The organism is Pseudomyxococcus flavus (assembly GCF_050038885.1).
GTDB classification, from domain to species: domain Bacteria; phylum Myxococcota; class Myxococcia; order Myxococcales; family Myxococcaceae; genus Myxococcus; species Myxococcus flavus.
On the sequence record NZ_CP143624.1, the window covers coordinates 8,750,531 to 8,772,249 of the forward strand.

Genomic DNA, 21,719 nt, shown 5'->3' on the forward strand with positions numbered 1-21,719 from the left:
CGCCAGCCTCACGCGAGCTGGCGCGGCACCCTCCCCCTGCGGCCGTCAGCGGTCAGCGACGGGCAGCGGGCCCCGGATCAGCCCCGGTGCCTGGCGATGAGCGCGTTCGCCGCCTCCGGGTTGCGCTTGCACTCGAGCAGCGCGCGGAGGATGAGCGGCGCGACGATGGTGGCATCCGACTCGATGACGAACATCGGCGTCGTCTCGGTCAGCTTGTCCCAGGTGATCTTCTCGTTGGGCGTCGCGCCGGAGTACGAGCCATAGGACGTCGTCGAGTCGCTGATCTGGCAGAAGTAGGCCCACGGCTTCACGGGCTTCTGCAGGTCATACTTGATCGAGGGGACGACGCAGATGGGGAAGTCACCGGCGATGCCGCCACCAATCTGGAAGAAGCCGATCCCCTCACCCGCGGAGAGCTCCTCGTAACGGTCGTAGAAGTCGGCCATGTACTCGATGCCGGACTTGACGATGCTCGCGCTGCAATCCCCCGTCTTCACGTAGGACGCGAAGATGTTCCCGAAGGTCGAGTCTTCATACCCAGGGACGACGATGGGAAGCCGGTGCCGCGCCGCCTCGAGCAGCCAGCAGGCCTCGGGGTCTCCCTCGTAGATGGAGGGGTCCAGGGCCGTGATGAACTCGTAGAAGTACTCGTGCCAGAAGCGCCGCTCGCCCCGCTCGCTCGCGCCCTTCCACATCGGGACGACGATCTTCTCGACGGCACGGAACGCCTCGTCCTCGGGGATGCTCGTGTCGGTGACCCGCCGCATCCGCTCCTCGAGGATCCGCGTGTCGTCCTGCTTGGTGAAGTAGCGGTACTCGGGAAAGTCCTTGTACGCCTTGTGAGCGACGAGCCGGAAGAGCGACTCCTCCAGGTTGGCGCCCGTCACCGACATCCCATGAATCAGGCCCGCGCGAATGGCGGGCGCGAGGGTGATGCCGAGCTGCGCCGAGGACATCGCGCCCGCGACGCTCCAGAACATGCGGCCACCCTTGGAGATGTGCTCCCAGTAGGACAGGAGCGCGTCGCGGGTCGCGCGCGCGTTGAAGTTCTTGTAGTTCGCGAGAACGAACTCCAGCACCGGAAGATCGGACGTGGACATGTGGGCCTCCAGCAACTACGGGGTCGAGGCTCGGGAGGCGCCAGACGAGCAAAGCCACCCGAGGACACCCTACGGTCACGACGAGAAGTCGCGCCGCCATCGGAGCGTCAAGTGGCTGCCCATTCACTACCACAGCGCGGCCCGCTCGCAACAACGCCCGCATTCCGGATGACGGAGGCCCTCCGGCCAGAGCGCGGCCGGCCTGGGGCTCTCAGATGCGCTTGACCACCCTCAGGGCGAATCGCACGAATCGCGCGTCCAGCGGCTCATTGAGCATGAGCCGTTGCCAGACCAGCCCTGACAGCACGTTGACCACGAGCTCGCGGTCAGCGGGGCGGCGGTCGGTGAGACACGCCCGGAGCTCGTCCCCGCGCGGCCGCACGAGCTGGGCGACGAGCCGCCCGTGGAGGTCGGCATCGAACTGCGCCTCCGCCATGAGCGCGCGCAGCACGGGTGCCGCCTCCGAGGCCCCCCGGCAGAACTCCACCAGCGTCGAGGACAGCGAGGGCTTCCGGCGGCTGTTGCGTGGCGCCTGGTGCACCCATTCCGCGAACGCGTCGAGCACCAGCGCGCCCTTGCCCGGCCACCATCGATAGATGGTCTGCTTGCCGGCGCCCGCGCGCTTCGCCACGTCAGCCGTGGTGACGGCCGCATAGCCCTTCTCGAGCACCAGCTCCTGAGCCGCCGTGAGGATGGCTCGGCGCACCTGCTCGTCTCTCGGTCTGCCCACACCCATGCCCCGCTTTTACGAGACGACGAGTCTCGGAATCAACCCGCTTTCGAGACTCTCCGTTCCGGAATTGCGTAACGCGGTGCGCACCTGCGTAACCCTCGCGCGTTGACGCGGTGCTGCACCCTGTGTAGCAGTGCCGTCACAATGGCTGAACAATCAGGTTTTCTGCGTCGACTGGGAAAAGTGGTGCTGAACGAAGTGGGCGAGCGAATCGGCGGCACGCCCACCACAGTCTCCTCGGGAGACACACGCTTCACGCCGCCGGCTCCCGCGGCGTCTAACGACCTGGAGTCGCTCGATGGCTGGGGCTTCGCCGATACGCGCTTCGAGGTGCGGCCCGACGGCAGCACCGTGCTGACGGGCACCCGCTACAACATCAGCAACGTCGCCATGCCCGACCTGATGCCCTGGTTCGCCAGCAAGCTGGCCTCGCCGCTGGGCTACGACAACCGCAACGAGCCGCACTACCCGCCCGAGATTCCCGAGGCGAAGAAGGACGACAAGCTCGTGGCGGCGCTGCGCGAGTTCCTGAAGGAAGACCAGCTCACGGACGACCCCAAGCAGCGCCTGCGGCGCGGCCACGGCCACACCGGCGGTGAAATCTGGGCCATCCGCTACCGCAAGCTGGACCGCGTGCCCGACCTCGTCGTCTTCCCGCGGAGCCACGAAGAGGTGGTGAGGCTGGTGGAGGTGGCGACGAAGCACGGCGCCTGCGTCATCCCGTTTGGCGGCGGCACCAACGTGACGGAGGCCCTGCGCATCCCCCTCTCGGAGAAGCGCCTGGTCATCGCCGTCGACATGCGGCAGATGAACCGCATCCTGTGGATCGACCCCGTCAACCGCATGGCCCGCATCGAGGCCGGCGCCACGGGTCGCCACCTGATGACCGAGCTCGCGAAGTTCGGCTTCACCATCGGCCACGAGCCCGACAGCCTCGAGTTCTCCACGCTCGGCGGGTGGATTGCCACCAACGCCAGCGGCATGAAGAAGAACCGCTACGGCAACATCGAGGACCTGGTGCTCGACATGCAGGTCGTCACGTCCCAGGGCATCGTGGACCGCCCGCGCCAGGCGCCCCGGGAAAGCGTCGGCGTCAACCCGCGCCAGTACATGTTCGGCAGCGAGGGCAACTTCGGCATCGTCACCACGGCGGTGGTGAAGCTCTTCCCGCTTCCCGAGGTCCAGCGCTACGGCTCGGTCATCTTCCCCGACCTGGCGGCGGGCCTCGCCTTCCTCTACGAGCTCCAGAAGTCGGGCGCGGTGCCGGCCAGCGTGCGCGTCATGGACAACACCCAGTTCCACTTCGGACAGGCGCTCAAGCCGGCCAAGCATGGGCTGGCGGCGAAGCTGAAGAGCGAGGTCGAGAAGGTCGTGGTCACCAAGCTCAAGGGCTTCGACCCGTACAAGCTGGCCGTGGCCACCATCGTCTTCGAGGGCTCGCGCGAGGAGGTGGAGTTCCAGGAGAAGACGCTGTACCGCATCGCCGCGGAGCACGGCGGCATGAAGGGCGGCGGCGCCAACGGCGAGCGCGGCTACCAGCTCACCTTCGGCATCGCGTACATCCGCGACCTCACCTTCGAGCACTGGGCCATCGCCGAGAGCTTCGAGACGAGCGTGCCGTGGAGCCGCGCCATGGAGCTCTACGAGCGCGTGCAGCGCCGCGTCGAGAAGGAGCATGCCGCGATGGGCCTGCCGGGGAAGGTCTTCTTCACCGGCCGCTTCACGCAGGTCTACCAGACCGGCGTCGTCATCTACTTCTACCTGGGCTTCTACGCGCGCGGCGTGCCCGACCCCGTGGCCGCGTATGCGGCGCTCGAGCATGCGGCGCGCGAGGAGATTCTCGCCGCGGGCGGCTCGCTCTCGCACCACCATGGCGTCGGCAAGATCCGCCGCGGCTTCCTGCCCGAGGTGTACTCGGAAGGCGCGCTGGCGCTGAACCGCAAGGTGAAGGCCGCCATCGACCCCGACAACGTCTTCGGCGCGTCGAACAGCGGCATCAACGGCCCGGTGGCGCTCACCCCGGACGAGGAGGCGCACTGATGGCCCGCCACGTTTTCCTCACGGGTGTCACCGGCTTCGTGGGCAAGGTCGTGCTGGAGACCCTGCTCCGGCAGGACGTCGAGCGCGTCACCGTGCTGGTGCGCGAGTCGAAGGACCGGCAAGGCCGCGTGCAGTCGGCCGCCGAGCGCTTCGAGAAGGTGGCGAAGGCCGCCTGCTTCGCACACCTCCCGTCCGACTGGACGGAGCGCGTCGACGTGGTGAGCGGCGACCTGGAGCAGCCCGACTGCGGCCTGTCTCCCGCAGACGCCGACAAGGTGCGCCACCACGTCACGCACGTCGTGCACTGCGCGGCCAGCGTGGACTTCGACCTGCCGCTCGCGCAGGCGGCCTCCGCCAACATCCGGAGCGCCCTGTCGGTGCTGGCGCTCGCGCGCAGCTGTCCGAACGTGGTGGGCATGGTCGACGTGTCGACGGCCTACGTCAACGTCTGGCGGCCCGGCCCCATCGAAGAGAAGCTGGCGCACCTGCCGAAGCCCGCCGCGGAGCTCTACGAGGCCTTCCAGACGGCGCAGGGAGAGGGCCGCGAGTGGCTGGCGCTCACCGGCCACCCCAATACGTACACGCTGACCAAGAGCGTCGCCGAGCACCTCATCTCCGAGCAGCGCGGGCACGTGCCCGTCGTCATCGTGCGGCCCAGCATCGTGTCGGCGTCGTACCGCACGCCCTTCCCTGCCTGGCTGGACAGCCCGGCGGCGCTGGCGGGCTGCCTGCTGTACAGCGGCCTGGGCGTGGTGCGTGCGTTCAACGCCGACCCGTCGGTGCGGCTCGACGTCGTGCCGGTGGACGTGGTGGCCAGCGAGGTCGTGCGCGCGGTGTTCGGCCCCATGCCACGGCCCGGCGAGCCCGTGCCCATCGTCCACGCCACCATGGGTGTCCAGCGCGCGCTGCGCATCGACATGGCCGCCGCGTCGACCATCGAGTGGTTCAAGCACCGGCCCGGCGTGGTGAAGGCGCCGGACATGTTCGTCGGCCGCAAGGACCACGGCTTCGACAAAGTCGACTTCGTCCGTCGTGAGCTGCCGGTGCAGCTGCAGAAGGCCGCGCTCGCGCTGCTCCGCCGGAGCAAGGCGCACCGCCGCCTCACGCGCGCGGACGAGAAGGTGCAGTACCTCAACGAGGGCTTCGCCTACTTCACCCACCACACCTTCGACTTCGTGCGCAGCACGCCACTCGAGGTGCCCGGCTTCGATCCATTCGAGTACGTGCGCGTGGTGGATGAAGGCATGTACCGGCACCTGCTCTCACGCGACGAGACGCAGGTGTCCTTCGCGGGTCCGAAGCACGACGACGCGCGCGGCGACGGTGAGTGGGTCCGGGAGCGCCAGGTGGGCAACACCACGCTCAAGCTCTTCGGCTATGCCCTGCGCAAGACGTTCCGCCGCTGCATGAGCGACGTGACGTTCGACCGGCCGTCCTTCGAGCGCGCGATGGAGCACGTGCCTCCGGGCGCGCTGGTGGTGCTGGCGCCCACGCACCGCAGCTACTTCGACTTCCTGCTGACCAGCTACCTGTGCTTCCAGCACCCGGAGCTGGGCATCTCCATGCCGCACATCGCCGCCGCGGAGGAGTTCGGTCGCATCCCCGTGGTGGGCCCGATTCTCAAGGACTCCCAGGCCTTCTTCATCAAGCGCGGCGTGGGCCGTGAGGTGCCGGAGCTCGGGGAGGAGCTGCGCCGGCTGACGGAGAAGAACGCGTCGCTCATGTTCTTCGTCGAGGGCCAGCGCAGCCGCGCGCGGTTGATGCTGCCGCCGAAGCGCGGGCTGCTGCGCGCGCTGCAGAACACGGGACGTCAGTTCGTGGTGCTGCCCATCGCCATCTCCTACGACCGGCTCCCGGAGGAGGCGTCGCTCGCGAAGGAGCTGGCCGGACACCCCCGCCCGAAGATGACCCTCACCGGCGTGCTGGGCTGGCTCTCGAAGCTGGTGCGCGGCAACGTGCAGCTGGGCCGCGTCCACATGGCGTGCGGCGCGCCGCAGCTGCTCCAGCGAGACACCGACGTTCGCGCGCTGAGCCATGCGCTCATGGCCGAGCTGCAACGGCACACCACGGTCAGCAGCTTCCACCTGCGCGCCTTCCTCGCCGAGCACCCGATTCCCGGCGTCGACGAGGCGTGGCTGCGCGAGGCCATCGAGCGGCGCGGTGGCCGCGTGCTGGCCAGCGACCTGCCCGTGCCGAATCCCTTGCCTCCCGCGCTGGCGCACTCGCTGCGGAACCAGTGGCAGCACTGGTTCGCGGGCGACGTGCTGGCACGGCAGCCTGGCAACCCCGCGCTGGAGGACCACCTGTCGCGGTACCGCTGGTGCGCCACGCCGTTCGCCGAGATGGGCGATGCGCGCGTCGACGCGGTGGTGAAGGCGCTCTTCGAGCCCGTGGTGCGCGACTACATGGAGGCCACCAAGGTCCGCGCACCCGTCGAGTTGAAGGACGTCGCCGTGACGCACCGGCCGCACCTCGACGGCGTGGTCCAGGCGCTGGTGTCGCTCGACATCGTGAAGCCCGCGGGCGATGGCTTCGAGTGGGGACCGAACGCGGCGCAGCTCTCGCAGTTCCATGAGGCGTGCGCCTGGCGCGGGGTCGAGTCATGAAGACGCTCGTCACGGGAGCCAGCGGTTTCCTCGGCCGCAATCTCCTCGAGGTGCTGGGCGACGATGCCGTCGCCCTGGTGCGCTCGCCCCTGTCGACCCGGGTGGCGCAGATTTCAGGAACGCCGCTCGACCCCGATACCTGGTTGCCACAGGCCCAGGGCGTGAAGGTGCTGATTCACTCGGCCGGCATGGTCCACCACAGCCGGCGGCATGCCGACGAGATGGTGCGCTTCAACATCGACAGCTCGCTGGCCATGGTGCGGGCAGCGAAGGCGCTCGACGCGCGGCTGGTGCTGGTGTCGACCTCCGGCACGGTGGGCTGCTTCCCGCACGCCACCATCGAGGCCGATGAGCACTCCCTCTACGCCGAGGCGATGGTCGGCCGCTGGCCGTACTACCTGTCGAAGATTCGGGCGGAACAGCAGGCGCGGAAGCTGGCCCGGCAGCTCGGCGTGGAGATGACCGTCGTCCGGCCGCCCGTGCTGCTCGGCCCCGGCGACACCCTGGGGCGCTCGACGACCAACGTGGCGCGCGTGCTGGACGGCCGCCTCCCGTTCATCCCCGCGGGCGGCATCGCCTTCACCGATGTGCGCGACGTGGCGCAGGCGCTCGCGAACCTGGCGCGGAAGGCAGACTGGCGCGACACGTACCACCTGCCCGGCACCTCGATGCCGTTGCGCACCTTCTTCGAGCGCGTGGGCGAGGTCGCCGGCATCCAGGTGAACCGCCCCGGCGTGCCGACGCTCGTCGTCGACGGGCTCGCCAGGCTGGGCTCGCGCGTGCCGCTCAAGAAGCTCCCGGACCCCGTGGTGCTCGAGATGTCGACGTGCCACTGGGGCTTCAAGACGCTGTGGAGCCACGAAGAGCTCGACTACCGGCCGCGCAGCCACCGGCAGACGTTGAGTGACACGGTGGCGTGGCTGCGAGAGTCACGGGCGCGGAACTGACCGCCAGGGAGGAGTCGAGGCGCCGCTACCCGCCCACGGTCGGGGAGGCGTGCGGCGCTTCCCCTCCGGCGCGAGGGTGCACAGGCAGGGCGGCGCCCGCTCAAGGGTGAAGGAGCGCACGGCTCGTACCCGCTGGCCCGGTGGAGCGGCGTCAAGTGGGGCGCCGCCTCTCGCGCGTCAGCGACTCCGCTCGCTTCCATCCGCGAGTCCACTCACCCGAGCATCGCGTTCACTTCGTCCGTGAACGCATGCTCGTCCTCGCCGTGGAGCACCAGGGGCGGCAGCACCGTCAGGTCGGCCCTGCCCGCCTTGATGGCGTGGAGCAGCACCAGCTTCGCGGGTCTGCCGGCCAGCGGATGCACGCAGCGCACCGTGCGTGGCTCCATGCGGTGCACCCTCAACACGGACACCAGCTCTCCGAAGCGGGACGCCGGGTGCACCATGAACAGCGAGCCGCGCGGCACCAGCAGGTAGTCCGCGGCGCGCACCACGTCCTGGAGCTCACACGCCAGCTCGTGGCGGGCAATCGCTTTCTCCATGGACACACTGCTGCGCCCCGATGCCCGCGCCCGGTACGGCGGATTGCACAGCACGTGCGCGAAGCTGCCCGCTGGAAACTGCATGCCCACCCGGCGCAGGTCGCCTTGCACCAGCGACACCTCGCGCTCGCACCGGTTGAGATACACATTGCGCTCGGCCAGCGAGAACAGGCGCGGCTGCAGCTCCAGCGCGGTGATGTCCTTGCGCCCGAACTTCCGCGCCAGGACCAGGGGAATGATTCCGCACCCCGTGCCCAGGTCCATCAGCCGGCCCCGCTGCGCCGCGCCCTCCTCCATCGCGAAGTGCGCGAGCAGCAACGGGTCCAACGTGAAGCGGTATCCCTGGCGCCGCTGGAGCACCTGCACCCTGCCCCCGCAGATCGAGTCGAGCGTCTCCCCCGGTCCGGGTCGAAGCTCGAGCGGCACGCGCCGGGGCAGCTCCTCCGGCAGGGTATGCGTCAGGACCCTCACGCAGGCAGGTCAGGCTTCCCGATCCAGGAAGAGCAGGCCCGCGGGCGGCAAGGGTTCGACGCGGAGCGTGCTCGGCGGCAGTGTCGCCTGCGCCTCCATGACGGCCCTCACCTCCCACAGCGGCGGCGGATTGAGCGCGAAGCCTGCCTGGAAGACGCCTGACTCGACGCCATCCACCAGCGACGCCAGCCCCTGCACCGGGAACACCTGCGAGTGCCCCGGCGCCTCCGGGTCCTTGATACCCAGCACCGTCCGCAGCACCAGCGCGTTGAGCAGCGCGAGGTCCAGGCTCCGCAGGGTGGGATTGCGCGGCGCGCCCTTGAGGTGCGCCAGGTCCAGCCCCTGGCGGAATCGCAGAATCCGGCCTCGGCCGCCCGGCAGCACCAGCAACACCGCGTGGTGTCCGGTGATGAGCGTGGCCAACCGCTCACGCGCCACCGCCAGCCCGCGGGGCGTGTTCAGCGGCTCATCCAGCTCGTAGACGCGCGCATATGCCGTCACCAGGGTGAGGAAGGTCTCCTCCTTGAAGGTCTCCACGCCCTTGAGCGCGCGGTGGATGGGCAGCAGCTCCAGCCCCGGGTCGGACAGCGGCACCACCGCCGCCAGCGTCGGGCCTCGCTCGTCCAGCGCCGCCAGCGGGCGCATGGGGGCCTCGTCCAGCACCGTCTGCAGCCGCTTCGAGATGGGCGACGGCTCGATGCGACGCAGCGAGAGCGCGCTCTGCCCGTACTGCCCCTGCCAGACGACGATGGCGCGCTCCGACGCCTCGGCGAGCAGCCCGCGCAGCACGCCATGGTCATCCGCGGTGAGGGTGACGGCGGGCTCCGCCCCCCAGGCGCGGGGTCGGTACGGGTCGTGTTCCAGCGACGTACCCGCGTCCGGGTTCAAGGCGCACAGGAGGAAGCGAACCGGAGGACCGCCGAGCTTCCCGGCGGGGCCCTGGACTTCCACCAGGTACATCGCGGGGCGAGGGTCCTTGAGCAGCGTCCCCGAATCCCTCAGGCGCCGCAGCTCCGCCGCGGGGTTGGCCGCCTCCAGCAGCGGCCGGACATGAGAGGGCTGGGGAACCGCGTTGCCACGCGGCACGTAGCCGCTGGGCTCCAACGAGGAGGCCAGCGGAGCAAGAAGGGCCGTGAAGGGATTGACGCGCGCCATGTCGGTGGGAAGGTGGTGCTTCCTGCCCCGCCGTGCCATGGCGCACGCCAGCCTGCTCTACACCGCGTCTACCACCAGACGTTCGTGTACGGCCGGTCCTTCGCCGAGCGGCTGGACATCCGCACGCTGGAGCGGTCCACGCTCTCCTCCCACAGGAGGCTCACGGTGGTGATGGCACCCGCCGAGCCGAGGAAGGACAGGACATAGGGCGTCGACTGGTCGAACCCGCCGAGCACCAGGCCGGAGACGAGCAGCACCACCGCGCCCACGCCGCTGCCGAAGATGTTCGCTCGGACGATTTGTGACGGCGTCGGGTTGTACCGCATGGTGGCCAGGGCCAGCGCGCCCGCGCCAATGCCCGGTGCGAGGAGCAGCGTGTCTCGCCACGACTTGCCCGACACGGGCGTGCCAGAGAAGTGGATGATGGCCAACAGCAAGGCCGCGTAGGCCGCGCCCCACCCCGCGCCCGAGGAGATGAGCAGCCCGTCATTGAGCGGAAGCTGGCCACCGCCGATGCCCGCCGTGAGCCACGCGCCCAGCTCCGCGCCCAGGAAGGCGGACCACGTCAGCACGCCCGGGTCCTGGGTGAAGAGGTCCATCAGGCCCGCGGTGAACATGCCGCCCACCACCGAGTTGGCGATGCCGAACGTGGCCATGGGCCGGTCCACCCAGTTGTTGAACTGCCACCAGGACGAGGCACCAAAGCCCAGGCCCGCGCCGATGAGCGTGCCCGCCAGCATCGCCTCGCGCGAGCTCTTGTCGAAGTTGAAGTCCTTGGCGAACGCCTGGGTGAAGAAGCCACCGAGCGCGCCCATCGCCGTGTGGTGCACGATGAAGCTGAAGCTTCCGGGACCGGACAGGAAGGGCCCCTGGCGCGGCCGTCCATCCAGCATCACTCCGGTGTCCTCGACGGGCGGCACCTCCGCCCGGGCCCGGGCGCTGGACTTCCCGTCCGGCGTCAGCGGCGACTGCGGCTTCGTGCGCAGCGAGTCCTCGTCCGGAGGCAGCGTGGGCGCGTCACTCACGGACTGCCGCCCCGGCGGCGGAGAGGCATGCTGCGACGGCTGCGCATACGGGTCCGCGGGCTGCTCCGTCGCGGGGGGGGGCGCATACGGGTCCGCGGGCTGCTGCGATGTGGGCGACGCGTACGGATCCGCGGGCTGCTGCGAGGGAGGCGCGTACGGGTCGGCGGGCTGCTGAGACGCGGGCGGCTGCGCGTACGGGTCGGCGGGCTGCTGCGTGGCCGGCGGCTGCGCATACGGGTCCGCGGGCGCCGCATACGGATTCGCGGGCTGTTGGGTCGGAGGCGCGTAGGTGTCCGCGGGCGGCTGCGCATACGGGTCCGCGGGCTGCGCGGACGACGGTGGGGCCGCGTACGGGTCGGCGGGCTGTTGCGACGCAGGCTGCGCGGCCGAATCCACCTGCCGATACGTGGGCTGCGGCGGGGCCGCATAACCCGCGGGGGCGGACGGCGGCTGCGAATTCGCCGGGGATGGATAGGTTCCGCCAGCTTGCGCCTTCGCGGGCTCCGGGAGGACGAGCGCGAGAGCGAGGACGGCGATGGGGAGGCAGCTCCAGGTTCTCAGTGGTGACACGCAAGGACTCCTTCGGTCCGGCCGGCTGGCAGAAAACCACAACCCGTCCTCCGGTGCCGGAAATTGGAGCGTCCCCAACGAACATGGCTCGCGGAAAGTGAGGAACCATGCCGGAAGGCTTTTCGTGGGCCGAGCTCGGGGTCGACTCGTCGCGCGTCCAGGTGGTGAAGGACGCCCCCCTCCCCTCGGGCCGGCGGGAGTTCGTCCTCTACTGGTGCATGGTGAACCATCGCGCCGAGCAGAACCACGCGCTCGACGCCGCCATTGGCCTGGGCAACCACCTGGGTCTGCCCGTCGTCGTCTACCAGGCCATCCGCCCGGACTACCCCTATGCCTCGGACCGGCTCCACGCCTGGGCCCTGGAAGGAATGATGGACATGGCCGCGGGCTGCGCCGCGCGCGGTCTGCCCTACTGGCTGGAGCTCCCCCGCACACCGCGGGAGCACCGCCCCCGGCTGGCCGAGCTCGGCCGCCGCGCCGCCGCCGTCGTGTCGGACCTGTTCCCCACGTACATCATCCCCGGCCACCTGCGCGGCGCGGCCCGGGCACTGAATGTGCCCCTGTTCGCGGTGGACGCCTCGTGCGTGGTGCCCATGCAGCGCATCGGCAGCCGCCAGATAGGGGCGTACACATTGCGGCCCAAGTTGCGAAAGCTGTGGCCTGAGTACCTGGAGCGCACCGTCCCCAACCGCGCAGTGAAGGCCGCCGCGGCCGGGCGCAAGCTGACCCCGGACTTCGCCACGGCCGACGCGCGCGAGGCACGTCACGCCCTGCACACCTTCGACCTGGACCATGCGGTGGCGCCCATCGCCGAGCGCGGTGGACGCAAGGCCGGCCTCCAGGCCCTGCGTGACTTCATCCACCACCGCCTGGACGGCTACGACACCGGCCGGAACGACCCGGGGCTCTCGAAGCACTCGGGCCTGTCCCCCTTCTTCCACTGGGGCAACCTCTTCCCCGGCGAGGCCGCGCGCGCCGCCATCCAGGCCCGTGGTGAGAAGGATTCGTCCGTTCAGGCCTTCCTCGAGGAGTTGCTCGTCCGCCGCGAGCTGGGCTTCAACTACTGCTTCCACACTCCGGGACCACAGCAGCTCTCCATGGCCTCCCTGCCCCCGTGGGCCCGCGAGTCGCTCACGCAGCACCAGAAGGACCCGCGCGAGCACCGCTACGCATTGAAGCAGCTGGAAGAGGCCCGCACCGCGGACGGCCTGTGGAACGCGGCCCAGCGCGAGCTGCTGGAGCGCGGGCGCATCCACAACTACCTGCGCATGCTCTGGGGAAAGAAGATCCTCGAGTGGACGCCCTCTCCCGGGACGGCGCTTCAACGCATCGCGTTCCTCAACGACAAGTACGCGGTGGATGGGAGGGACCCGGCCAGCGTCGCCAACTTCATGTGGGTACTGGGACTGCACGACCGGCCCTTCCAGGAGCGGAAGGTGCTGGGCAAGGTGCGGCCCATGAGCTCTGCCCGCACGGCGGCGAAGTTCGACCTGGCTCCCTACCTGGAGCGCTGGGGTCGGCCGGAGGACCCACCGGTGAAGCTCAAGCGCGTCCGCGGGGCGGCAGGCAGGTGAGCAAGTCTGTTGACATCCGAGCGCCCAAAAGTGAGACGGCGGTTCCATTCCCGCTCGCACACGGCTAAACGCTCGGAGCGGGACACCGAGATCAGGAGCCAGCCATGGGAATGATGAAGTTCGATATCCCCCACTCCCTCCCCAAGGAGGAGGTCAAGAAGCGCGTCGACCAGTTGCTCCAGTACTGGGGCGGCAAGTACGGCGTGAAGGCGGACTGGCAGGGGGAAGGCGCGAAAATCGTCGGCAAGGTGATGGGCATCCAGATGGACGCCTCGTTCGTCATCACCGACAAGGCCGTCGAGGGTGAAGGCACCGACCCGGGCATGCTGCTGCGCGGTCAGGCCAAGAGCTACCTGCAGAAGAAGTTCGGCATGGTGCTCGACCCGAACAAGAGCCTTGAGCAGGTGAAGAGCAGCCTGGACTGACGTGACGTGAAGGCCTCGCGGCCCCTGCGTCAGCGCAGGGGCTGCTCCTCCAGCGCGGCGAGCGCATAGCGTGCCGCGCGGGAGATGGCGTCGGCCGAGTCCGGCATCTCCGGGTAGTGCCCCGCCAGGGGCCGCTGCGGATACCGGAGCTGGGCAATGGCGTTGCGGTAGCTGCGCCGCGCCGCTTCGTGGTCCTGGGTGCGCTCGTGCACCTGCGCGAGGAGATAGTGGCCGATGGCCAGCGTGGGCTCGAGGAACAGGGCCTTGCTCAGCTCGGACCGCGCCTCTCCCAGCTCACCCGCCTGGAGCGCGGCGACCCCGCCGAACACGCGCGCCTCCACACACAGCGGCTCGCGCTGAATCGCCTGCGCGAAGGCCTCGCGCGCCTCGGGGATGCGCCCGGTGAGCGAGAAGAGGTTGCCCAGGGTGAGCAACCCGTCCAGGTCGCTGGGCTCGTCCGCCAGCAGCCGCTGCACGCCGGCGATGGCCGCGGAGAAGTCGCCCTGCATCATCTTCCGCACCGCCATGGCCAGGCGCTCCGCCGGGGGAAGCAGCATGGGCCAGGCGGGCACCTCCGTGGTGGGCGTGCGCGGCGTCGGGGCCACCGCGGGCAGCTCCGTGGTGATGCGGGGTCGCGCGGACTCCTGGCTGCTCACCGAGGGGAGCTCGGCGGTGATGCGCGAGCGCGCACCGCTGGCCGGCGGCGGCGCGGCAATCGCGGGCAGCGGCGCGTGCGGCGACACCGCCGGCAGCCGCCCCGGCACGACGGACCGCGGGCTCGTCGAAGCACCGATGGCCGGCAGCGTCACGCTGGGCGTCGTTGCCGTGGGACTCGGTGACACCGTCACCGCGGGCAGGCGCGTGGTGAGCGGCACGTCCGAGGGCTGCACGCGCTTGTGCACGTCCGCGGCATACGCCTCTGTCGGCGCGGGCTTGCGCGCGGCGATGTCCGGCTCACCCGGATACGGGGTGATGCGCAGCGGCGGCACGCGCAGGGCCTTGTCGTTCAGCGGACGGCGGTAGACGAAGGCTCCCTCCACCTCGATCATCTCGAAGCGGTCGTAGACCTTGAAGAGGCTCTCCGAGTACCCCAGGAACAGCAGCCCGCCCGGACGCAGCGCGGCGAGGAAGCGGTCCATCAGCCCGCGGATGGTGGGCAGGTCGAAGTAGATGATGACGTTGCGGCAGAGGATGAGGTCGAGCGACGACAGGGCCACCTTGTCGAAGACGGGCGCGGCCAGGTTCTGTCCGTCGAAGCGGATGTACTCACGCAGCGCGGGCAGGGCCTCGTAGCCGTCCTCCACGGGGCGGAAGAAGCGGGTGAGCCGCTCCTGGTTGATGCTGATGGCGCGCCGCGAGGTGAAGCGCCCCTGCTTCGCCGCCTCCACCGCCGCCAGGTTGAGGTCGGTGGCCCACAGGTCCACCTCGATGGCCAGCGCGCCCAGCTCCGCGAGCACCATCGCCAGGCTGTAGGGCTCCTCACCCGTCGCGCAGCCCGCGGACCAGATGGAGACCTTGCGCATCTCCCGCCGCGAGCGCGACACCAGGTCCGGCAGCACGCTCTTCTCCAGCGCGCGGAACTGCTTCGCGTCGCGGAAGAACTCGGTGTGCCCCACCGTGACGAGCGGCAGCAGCGAGCGCAGCTCCTCCTCGCCGCCGGGGCCCGTCAGGCGCTGGAGGTAGTGCTCGGGCTCGTCCAGGCCCAGCACGGGCATGCGGGTGGACAGCGCCAGCCGGAGGCTGTGAAAGCCGTCCGGGGTAATCTTCAACCCCGCGCGCTCCAGGAGCAGCGCGGCCAGTTGCTGCAAGACTTTCTGGCTCGCCGTCAGCACAAGTCCACCCACTGCATCAGCGCCGCGCCAATCCGGCTCAGCGGCAGCACCTCGTGCGCCGCGCCCATCAGCACCGCTTCGCGGGGCATGCCCCAGACGACGCTGGACGCCTCGTCCTGGGCAATCGTCCGGCCCCCCCGCTCTCGAATCTCCTTCAGCCCTCGCGCGCCGTCGCGCCCCATGCCCGTCAGGATGACCCCGATGCAGCGCGATCCGAACGACTCGCCCGCGGAAGTAAGCAGCATGTCACAGGATGGCCGGAAACCGCGAAGCGCGGGGCCGGAGTCCAGCTCCAACCTGCCCTCCGGTCTGACCAAGAGATGACTGCCAGACGGAGCGATGTACACCGAGCCCGGCTCCATGACCACGTCATGTTCCGCCTCGCGCACGCGAAGCGCCGTCTCGTTGGCCAGCCAGTGCGCGAGCCCCTCCGTGAAGCCCTCGCTGATGTGCTGGCAGTAGGCGATGGGGGCCGGGAAGCCGCGGGGAATCATCCGCAGCACCTGCGCCACCGCCTTGGGGCCGCCCAGCGAGGCGGCGATGGCCACCAGCGGGTACGGCGGAGGCGGCCGGGCCTCCTTCGCGGCCTGCGGCGCTGGCCGCGACTGCACCTGACGCACCGCCTTCACCTGCGCCAGCAGCACCAGCTTGCGCGACACGTGCGCCCAGAACTCGGGCCCTGGCGACGCCGGGCGCTCCAGCACGTCCAGCGCGCCCGCCACCATCGCCTGGAAGGCCTCCTGGCCGGAGAGCACCCCCGGGTGCAGGGCCAGCACCGGCACGGGGCGCTCCACCATCACCTGCTCGATGGCGGCCAGCGCGTCCAGCGCGCTCAGGTCCACCAGCACCACATCCGGAAAATGGCGCTGCACGGCCACCAGGGCGCCGGCGAACTCCACCTCCGCCGGCCCCACGGGCACCAGGGATTCCCCATCGAACAGGCCCCGGGCCGCGAGCGCACGCAGCCCCTTGCCCACCATGAGCACCCGGAACGCCATTCCTGCGACCGCCGCGCTACCGCCCAAGCCTGGCTCCTCAGGTCAGCCGGTCGATGGCCTGCGCGAGCACCTCCACGCCCAGCTCGCCCTTGACGAGATAGGCGTCCGCGCCCGCGTCCAACCCGCGCCGCTTGTCCTCGGGCGAGGCCAGCGACGACAGGATGATGACCGGAATACGGGCCACGGCGGGCGTCGACTTGAGCCGCCGCGCCAGCGAGAACCCGTCCAGCTTGGGCATCTGCACGTCCGTGAGGATGAGGTCGTACGTGTTGTTCTGCACCTTCACGTAGGCCTCTTCGCCGTCCTGCGCCTCCTCCACGGAATGCCCCAGCGCCTTCACCAGCGCCCCTTCCGTGGCGCGGGCAATGGGCGAGTCGTCCACCAGCAGCACCCGGAGGCGCTTGGCGGCGGGCGCCTGGGTGACGGGGCGGGCCATGCGGCGCACCTCCGCCATGATGTCCGGCACGTGGAGCAGCACCGCGATGCGGCCGTCCTCCAGCGCCGCCGTCCCGGCGATGAACGGCGCGCCCTTGAGGAACTCGCCGCCGCAGGGTTTCACGGCCACCTCGCGCTCGTCCACGAAGCCGTCCACCACGAGGGCCGCGTGGTCCTCGCCGTGGCGCACCACCACCGCGGGCGGCTTGTCGAAGCGGTTGCCGCCGTTGAGCCCCAGCAGCGGCCCCAGCGCCACCAGCGCCGTGGGCTTGCCCCGGTGCCGGACCGCCAGCGTGCCGAAGATCTCCAGCCGGTCCTCCGGCTTGACGCGCATCACCGCTTCCACGTCCGCGGCGGGCATGCCGTAGACGTCATCGCCCAGGCGCACCAGCAGCACCTTCATCAACGCCAGCGACTGCGGCAGGCGCAGGGTGATGGTGGTGCCACGGCCGATGCGGCTGCTCACGCCCACCGAGCCGCCCAGCGTCTCCACCTTGCGCTTCACCACGTCCATGCCCACGCCGCGGCCAGACAGCTCGCTGACCTGGTCACGGGTGGAGAAGCCAGGACGGAACATGAGCTCGATGGCCTCGCGCTCCGACAGCGCCGCCGCCTGCACCGCGCTGATGAGGCGCTTGGAGATGGCCGCCTGGCGCAGCCGCTCCGGGTCGATGCCGCGGCCGTCGTCCTCCACCTCGATGTGGAGCATGTCGCCGTCCACGCGCACGCGGATGCGAATGCGGCCGTTGAGCGGCTTGCCCAGCTGCTGGCGCGTGTCCGGAGACTCCACGCCGTGGTCCACCGAGTTGCGCAGCAGGTGCACCAGCGCGTCGCGCACATCGCCCAGCATGGACCGGTCCACGCCGATGTCGGCGTTCTCGATGACCAGGTCCACTTCCTTGCCCTGCGTGCGCGACATCTCGCGAACGGCGCGCGGGAAGGCGTCGAACACGGTGGACAGCGGCACCAGCCGGGCCTCGGCCACGTGGTCCGCCATCTTCGCCAGGTTGCCGTGCAGCGTGTTGATGCCGTCGTCGTTGCGGCGCACGAAGCGGAACGCGTCGTCGCGCAGCATGTGGAGGTCGCTCTCCACGCGGTCGAGCTGCTCGCGCACCTCGGCGGGGATGTCGAACTCCTCCGCCAACCGGAGGAAGCGGTCCCCCAGGCGGCTGAAGCGCTCGAACAGCTCCTCCGTCTCCGAGCTACGCAGCCGGCCGCGGGCGCTCTCCACGAGCAGGTCGCCCGCGAGCAGCCCCAGCGAGTCGAGCACCTCCACGTTGACGCGGATGCTCCGGTCGGCCACCGCGGACTTCGCGGCGCTCGGGGCCTCCTCGTCACGGCCATGCGCGGCGGGCGGATGCGCCCCGGCCGCCGGATGCGCCGGCGCGGCGGAGGCCACCGCCGGCTCGGGCACGGGGGCGTGCGGCGGAGGCGCGGCCACTGGCGCCTGCACGGGCGGCGCGACGACAGTCGCGGGTGCCGCTACGGGCGCGGGCGGCGCCGCGGGCTTCGCGCCGGCGATGGCCGGTGGCGTCTGTCCGGAGACCTCCGCGAGCGCGCGGACCATCTCCTCGCTGGCCGAGGTGCCCGTGTTGGCACCGGACAGGTCCTCGTTGAGGTCGGAGAGGACGTCGCACGCCCTGAGCAGGACGTCGGTGGCCACCTCGGTGGCCGTCTTGCCCTCGCGCTCGGCGCGCAGGACGTCCTCGGCGGCGTGCGCCAGCTGCCCGATGGCGGCCAGGCCCAGCATGCGGGCCTCGCCCTTCATCGTGTGCAGCTCGCGCGCGACGTCCTCCGCGGCCTGGTCCGCGGTCTCCTTCTCCAGGTCCAGGACCCCCAGCTGAATCTTCTGGAGGCGGTCGGCGGTGACCTCCTGGAACTTCTTCAGGAGGGATTTCTTGAGAGCCTCGGTGTCCATGGCCGGCGTTCGCCCCTCCCCTTCCAGGAAGCGCTAGTCGGCCTTGAACCGCTTGATGAGCTCGGCCAGACGTCCGGCCAGCTGCGTCAGCTCCGCGGCCGCGCCCGTGGCCTGCTTCGACGCCTGCGTCGTCTGGCGCGTCACGTCCTCGATCTCCGCCATGGAGGCCACCACCTGCTCGGTGGCCGTGCGCTGCTGCTGCGTGGCGAGGTTGATGACGCGGGCCGCGTCGCTCGTCTCCTGGACGCCGGCGAGGATGCCCTCCACCGCCTGCGCCGCCACCGCGCCCAGCTTCTCGCCGGACTCGGTCGCGGACTTGGACGCCTCGGCCGCACCGGCCGCCGCGGCCGTGGCCTCGCGAATCTCGGTGATGAGGTTCTTGATCTCCTTGGTGGAGTCCAGGACGTTCTCCGCCAGGCGCCGCATCTCCGCCGCGACGATGGAGAAGCCCTTGCCGGCCTCACCCGCGCGGCTGCCTTCCAGCGCCGCGTTCAGCGCGAGCAGGTCGGAGCGGTCGGCGATCTCGTCGATGACCTCCACCACCGTGCCGATGCGCTCCACCCGCTTGGACAGCTTCGCGATGGAGTCCGCCACCGCGACGCCGTCGCTGCGGATCTGCTGCATGGCCTGGATGAACTCGCCAATGGCGCCCCGGCCCGCGCGCGCCGCGCCGAGCGTCTCCTCCGCCACGCGCGCCACGCTGCCCGCGTTCTCGGCGATCTGCGCCGACGCGTGCTTCAGCTCCTCCATGGTGGCGGTCGTCTCGTGGATGGCCGCCGCCTGCTCCGTGGAGGACGTCTCGTGCTGCGTGGACGCCGCCAGCACCTGGTTGGCGGACGAGGACAGCCTCAGCGCCGCCTCGTTGATTTCGCGCACGAAGGTGCGCAGCGTCTCGATGACCTTGCCGAAGCCCTCCAGCAGGGGCCCCAGCTGGGGGTCCTCGGTGGTGGTGTTCCACCGGGACAGGTCGCCCTCGCGCACCAGGCCGATGAGCGCGTCCAGCGCCTGGTCGATCTCCTGCGCCGCCACGTGCTTGCGGTGCTCGGAGGCGGCGAACTGGTCCAGCACCTGGTTGAGCAGGTGGGCCAGCTCCGCGCTGGACTCCCCCACCAGCTCCTTGGGCACGCGGGCCTGGAGGTTGCCGGACAGCACCGTCAGCAACGTGTCGGTGATGGCCTTCGTGGAGGAGGAGGTCGACGCCGCGTTGGTGGCGCCGGCCTTGGAGGCGGGGGCCTTCCGGGCGCGAGCCTTGGCTGCGGGCTTCTCGTTGGGAGTGTCCAGGGACATGTGTTTCAGTGCCTTCCTTGCGTCCTTGCGGTTTCGACCAGGTCGATGAGCAACACGGTGCGGGCCTCATCCAGGCACACACCGACTGCGTAGGCTGCGGCGCCGGCCGTGGGAGGCATCCGGCGCAATGAATGGATGGGGATGGAGCGCACGCCGTGGACGGCGTCCACCTTGAGGTGGGCCTCCCCTTCCGGCGTGTCGAAGACGATGGCCCGGTTGCCCTTGTGAGGCAGCCCCAGCTCTGGCAGCGCCAGGTCGTCCGGCAGCGCGCGGTCGATGCGCAGCACCTGCGACGCATCCGTCCCATAGAGCGTGGTGCCGATGTCGAAGAAGAGGAGGTCCACCTCTTCCTCCTTCTCGTGGAAGGCGTCGTCGTTCACCGCGCCACCGCCCGCTGCCGCGCCGTCTGGAGCAGCTTGGAGAAGTTGAGGAGATTGATGGCCTCTTGATTGCCGCTGGCCTGCACCACGCCCAGCAGGTGCTCGGCGGCGGCATCCCCACCCAGCGGCGGTGGGAGGATGTCCGCCACGGGAATGCGGCGCAGGCCCAGCACCGTGTCCGCCACGACCCCGGCCACGTAGCTGCCCGTGACGCCGACGAACAGGCGGGTGCGCGGGCCGATGCGGGCCTCTCCCTTGGAGAGGAAGCGCAGCAGGTCCAGCACCGGAAGCACCTCGCCCCGGTGGCCGGTGACGCCCATGATGAAGGACGGGGTCCGGGGCAATGGGGTCAGCAGACCGGCCCGGAGCACTTCGAGCACGTTCTCACTGGGCACGCCCAGGCGGAGGTCGCCCACGCGGAAGCAGAAGAACTCCTGCTCCGGCCGGGCCTGCGTGGCCAAGGCGCGGTCCGGAGCCATCCGGAGTGCTCGCTGGAGGGGAGTCGAGGTCGTGGTCAAGGCGCCAAAGTATCCGGAGGCGATGAATAGCGGTCAAGAGGACCCGATGGCCAGCCCGCCTGGTCGCCGTTTCGATGGTCCGCGCTGCACCAAAGGTGTAGGGTTCCACCCGCGAAGCCCTTGAGGAGGACGATGTCGCGCGTACTGGTCATTGACGACAGCCCGATGCTGGTGGAGCTCACCGTCCGGGCCCTCACCGCCGCCGGCTACCAGGCGAGCGGTGCGCAGGACCTGGCCAGCCTCGAGCAGAAGCTCGCCGAGGGGCCGTTCGCCCTCATCCTCATGGACGTCAACATGCCGGAGATGTTCGGCGATGACGTCGTGGAGTACCTCCGGCGGCAGAAGAAGGTCACCGCGAAGCTGGTCCTCTACTCCGACATCTCCGAGGCGGAGCTGGCGGGGAAGACCAAGGCTTCCGGCGCGGATGGCTACATCCTCAAGAGCGGTGGGCTCGAGGCCGTGCTGGGCGGGGTCATGGGGCTCATTGGACCCCCGGCCCTGAGCGTCCCCGCCGCGGTGCCGGCCCCGGTGGCCGCCGCCGCTGCCCCCGCACCTGCAGCGGCGCCCGCCGCGCCGGCGCCTGCCGCTGCCGCCCCTGCTCCCGCGGCGGCGGGCCTCAAGGCCGCTCCCACCACGGGCGGACGCAAGCCGCGCATCCTCATCGTGGATGACAGCGAGATGACGGCCCGAATCATCGAAGCGGACCTGGTGGCCAAGGGCTTCGAGGTCCACGTCGCCGACACCGCGGACAAGGCCACGAAGATCATCCTCAAGAAGCAGACGCGCCCGGACCTGGTGCTGCTGGACGTGCGCATGCCCAACGTGAACGGCGAGCAGTTCTGCCGCTTCATCAAGAGCAACAGCCTCTTCAAGGGCATCAAGGTGCTGCTGTGCTCGGGTGAGAACGTCGAGGAGCTCCAGCGCATCTGCCGCGAGGCCGGCGCCGACGGCTACATCCCGAAGGACGCGGTGATGGGCAACCTGGTGGCCAAGGAGCTGATGCCCACCGGGAACGAGTAGCTCCCGCCTCGGATGGCGCCCCGGCCGTGGGCGCACGCGTGCCGTGAGACGTAGCGCCCGGGGTCAGCAGCGAGCCCCTGCTCTTCTGAGACGCGGACGTCACCGCCCGCCGTGCCGACCCGAGCCCCCGGCCGCGTCGTCACGCG

17 protein-coding genes are annotated in these 21,719 nt (G+C 70.3%); 6 read left to right on the plus strand and 11 right to left on the minus strand.

Going from position 1 to position 21,719, the window contains the following annotated elements; all coding sequences use genetic code 11:
- Positions 1–77 precede the first annotated feature (77 nt).
- Positions 78–1,100 (minus strand): deoxyhypusine synthase family protein, encoded by a 1,023-nt coding sequence (locus tag VZL07_RS36220; protein WP_426752512.1) that lies wholly within the window; start codon positions 1,098–1,100, stop codon positions 78–80.
- A 211-nt stretch (positions 1,101–1,311) separates the two neighbouring features.
- Positions 1,312–1,836, minus strand: a complete 525-nt coding sequence (locus tag VZL07_RS36225) for a TetR/AcrR family transcriptional regulator (protein ID WP_426752513.1) — start codon at positions 1,834–1,836, stop codon at positions 1,312–1,314.
- A 141-nt stretch (positions 1,837–1,977) separates the two neighbouring features.
- Here VZL07_RS36225 and VZL07_RS36230 point away from each other — a divergent pair, with 141 nt between their 5' ends.
- The 3 genes from VZL07_RS36230 to VZL07_RS36240 are packed head-to-tail and all read left to right on the plus strand — an operon-like array spanning position 1,978 to position 7,426.
- Positions 1,978–3,873: an FAD-binding oxidoreductase gene (locus tag VZL07_RS36230; protein ID WP_426752514.1), complete on the plus strand. Its 1,896-nt coding sequence runs from the start codon at positions 1,978–1,980 to the stop codon at positions 3,871–3,873.
- Positions 3,873–6,479, plus strand: a complete 2,607-nt coding sequence (locus VZL07_RS36235) for an SDR family oxidoreductase (RefSeq protein ID WP_426752515.1) — start codon at positions 3,873–3,875, stop codon at positions 6,477–6,479. The genes VZL07_RS36230 and VZL07_RS36235 overlap by 1 nt, the downstream gene beginning before the upstream one ends.
- Positions 6,476–7,426: an NAD-dependent epimerase/dehydratase family protein gene (locus VZL07_RS36240; RefSeq protein WP_426752516.1), complete on the plus strand. Its 951-nt coding sequence runs from the start codon at positions 6,476–6,478 to the stop codon at positions 7,424–7,426. The genes VZL07_RS36235 and VZL07_RS36240 overlap by 4 nt, the downstream gene beginning before the upstream one ends.
- A 212-nt stretch (positions 7,427–7,638) precedes the next feature.
- Here VZL07_RS36240 and VZL07_RS36245 read toward each other — a convergent pair whose 3' ends face one another.
- The 3 genes from VZL07_RS36245 to VZL07_RS36255 all read right to left on the minus strand — a co-directional run bounded on the left by VZL07_RS36245 (position 7,639) and on the right by VZL07_RS36255 (position 11,186).
- Entirely contained in the window at positions 7,639–8,436 is a 798-nt protein-coding gene (locus VZL07_RS36245) for a tRNA1(Val) (adenine(37)-N6)-methyltransferase (protein WP_426752517.1), read from the minus strand.
- 9 nt (positions 8,437–8,445) lie between these two features.
- Positions 8,446–9,591: a DUF1015 family protein gene (locus VZL07_RS36250; protein ID WP_426757446.1), complete on the minus strand. Its 1,146-nt coding sequence runs from the start codon at positions 9,589–9,591 to the stop codon at positions 8,446–8,448.
- Between the two features lie 68 nt (positions 9,592–9,659).
- Positions 9,660–11,186: a hypothetical protein gene (locus VZL07_RS36255; RefSeq protein ID WP_426752518.1), complete on the minus strand. Its 1,527-nt coding sequence runs from the start codon at positions 11,184–11,186 to the stop codon at positions 9,660–9,662.
- Between the two features lie 107 nt (positions 11,187–11,293).
- Between VZL07_RS36255 and VZL07_RS36260 the strand changes: the two genes are divergently transcribed.
- Positions 11,294–12,760 (plus strand): deoxyribodipyrimidine photo-lyase, encoded by a 1,467-nt coding sequence (locus VZL07_RS36260; protein ID WP_426752519.1) that lies wholly within the window; start codon positions 11,294–11,296, stop codon positions 12,758–12,760.
- A gap of 104 nt (positions 12,761–12,864) precedes the next feature.
- Positions 12,865–13,185, plus strand: a complete 321-nt coding sequence (locus VZL07_RS36265; RefSeq protein ID WP_426752520.1) for a polyhydroxyalkanoic acid system family protein — start codon at positions 12,865–12,867, stop codon at positions 13,183–13,185.
- A 29-nt stretch (positions 13,186–13,214) separates the two neighbouring features.
- On the opposite strand, the gene VZL07_RS36270 is transcribed toward VZL07_RS36265, so the two are convergent.
- From VZL07_RS36270 to VZL07_RS36295, 6 genes are read right to left on the minus strand one after another with little or no spacing between them, the layout of a single operon-like run.
- Entirely contained in the window at positions 13,215–15,017 is a 1,803-nt protein-coding gene (locus tag VZL07_RS36270; RefSeq protein ID WP_426757447.1) for a CheR family methyltransferase, read from the minus strand.
- Complete coding sequence (locus tag VZL07_RS36275; protein WP_426757448.1) at positions 15,011–16,015, minus strand: chemotaxis protein CheB; 1,005 nt, start codon at positions 16,013–16,015, stop codon at positions 15,011–15,013. Before VZL07_RS36275 ends, VZL07_RS36270 begins: the two co-directional genes overlap by 7 nt.
- Before the next feature lie 37 nt (positions 16,016–16,052).
- Positions 16,053–18,368 carry a hybrid sensor histidine kinase/response regulator gene (locus VZL07_RS36280; protein WP_426752521.1) on the minus strand — a complete coding sequence of 772 codons (2,316 nt, stop codon included), beginning with the start codon at positions 18,366–18,368 and terminating at the stop codon, positions 16,053–16,055.
- A gap of 33 nt (positions 18,369–18,401) precedes the next feature.
- Positions 18,402–19,655 (minus strand): methyl-accepting chemotaxis protein, encoded by a 1,254-nt coding sequence (locus tag VZL07_RS36285; protein ID WP_426752522.1) that lies wholly within the window; start codon positions 19,653–19,655, stop codon positions 18,402–18,404.
- A 5-nt stretch (positions 19,656–19,660) separates the two neighbouring features.
- Positions 19,661–20,035 (minus strand): Frizzy aggregation protein FrzB, encoded by a 375-nt coding sequence (locus VZL07_RS36290; RefSeq protein WP_426752523.1) that lies wholly within the window; start codon positions 20,033–20,035, stop codon positions 19,661–19,663.
- Positions 20,032–20,514, minus strand: coding sequence for a chemotaxis protein CheW (locus VZL07_RS36295; RefSeq protein ID WP_426752524.1), 483 nt, complete (start codon positions 20,512–20,514; stop codon positions 20,032–20,034). Before VZL07_RS36295 ends, VZL07_RS36290 begins: the two co-directional genes overlap by 4 nt.
- A gap of 171 nt (positions 20,515–20,685) precedes the next feature.
- Here VZL07_RS36295 and VZL07_RS36300 point away from each other — a divergent pair, with 171 nt between their 5' ends.
- Complete coding sequence (locus VZL07_RS36300; RefSeq protein ID WP_426752525.1) at positions 20,686–21,573, plus strand: response regulator; 888 nt, start codon at positions 20,686–20,688, stop codon at positions 21,571–21,573.
- Positions 21,574–21,719: the final 146 nt, after the last annotated feature.

Coding starts and splice junctions, on each gene's coding strand:
- VZL07_RS36230 (WP_426752514.1), top strand. CDS start 1,978: ATGGCTGAACAATCAGGTTTTCTGCGTCGACTGGGAAAAGTGGTGCTG.
- VZL07_RS36275 (WP_426757448.1), bottom strand. CDS start 16,015: ATGGCGTTCCGGGTGCTCATGGTGGGCAAGGGGCTGCGTGCGCTCGCG.
- VZL07_RS36235 (WP_426752515.1), top strand. CDS start 3,873: ATGGCCCGCCACGTTTTCCTCACGGGTGTCACCGGCTTCGTGGGCAAG.
- VZL07_RS36265 (WP_426752520.1), top strand. CDS start 12,865: ATGGGAATGATGAAGTTCGATATCCCCCACTCCCTCCCCAAGGAGGAG.
- VZL07_RS36300 (WP_426752525.1), top strand. CDS start 20,686: ATGTCGCGCGTACTGGTCATTGACGACAGCCCGATGCTGGTGGAGCTC.
- VZL07_RS36295 (WP_426752524.1), bottom strand. CDS start 20,514: ATGGCTCCGGACCGCGCCTTGGCCACGCAGGCCCGGCCGGAGCAGGAG.
- VZL07_RS36225 (WP_426752513.1), bottom strand. CDS start 1,836: ATGGGTGTGGGCAGACCGAGAGACGAGCAGGTGCGCCGAGCCATCCTC.
- VZL07_RS36280 (WP_426752521.1), bottom strand. CDS start 18,368: ATGGACACCGAGGCTCTCAAGAAATCCCTCCTGAAGAAGTTCCAGGAG.
- VZL07_RS36285 (WP_426752522.1), bottom strand. CDS start 19,655: ATGTCCCTGGACACTCCCAACGAGAAGCCCGCAGCCAAGGCTCGCGCC.
- VZL07_RS36260 (WP_426752519.1), top strand. CDS start 11,294: ATGCCGGAAGGCTTTTCGTGGGCCGAGCTCGGGGTCGACTCGTCGCGC.
- VZL07_RS36250 (WP_426757446.1), bottom strand. CDS start 9,591: ATGGCGCGCGTCAATCCCTTCACGGCCCTTCTTGCTCCGCTGGCCTCC.
- VZL07_RS36220 (WP_426752512.1), bottom strand. CDS start 1,100: ATGTCCACGTCCGATCTTCCGGTGCTGGAGTTCGTTCTCGCGAACTAC.
- VZL07_RS36240 (WP_426752516.1), top strand. CDS start 6,476: ATGAAGACGCTCGTCACGGGAGCCAGCGGTTTCCTCGGCCGCAATCTC.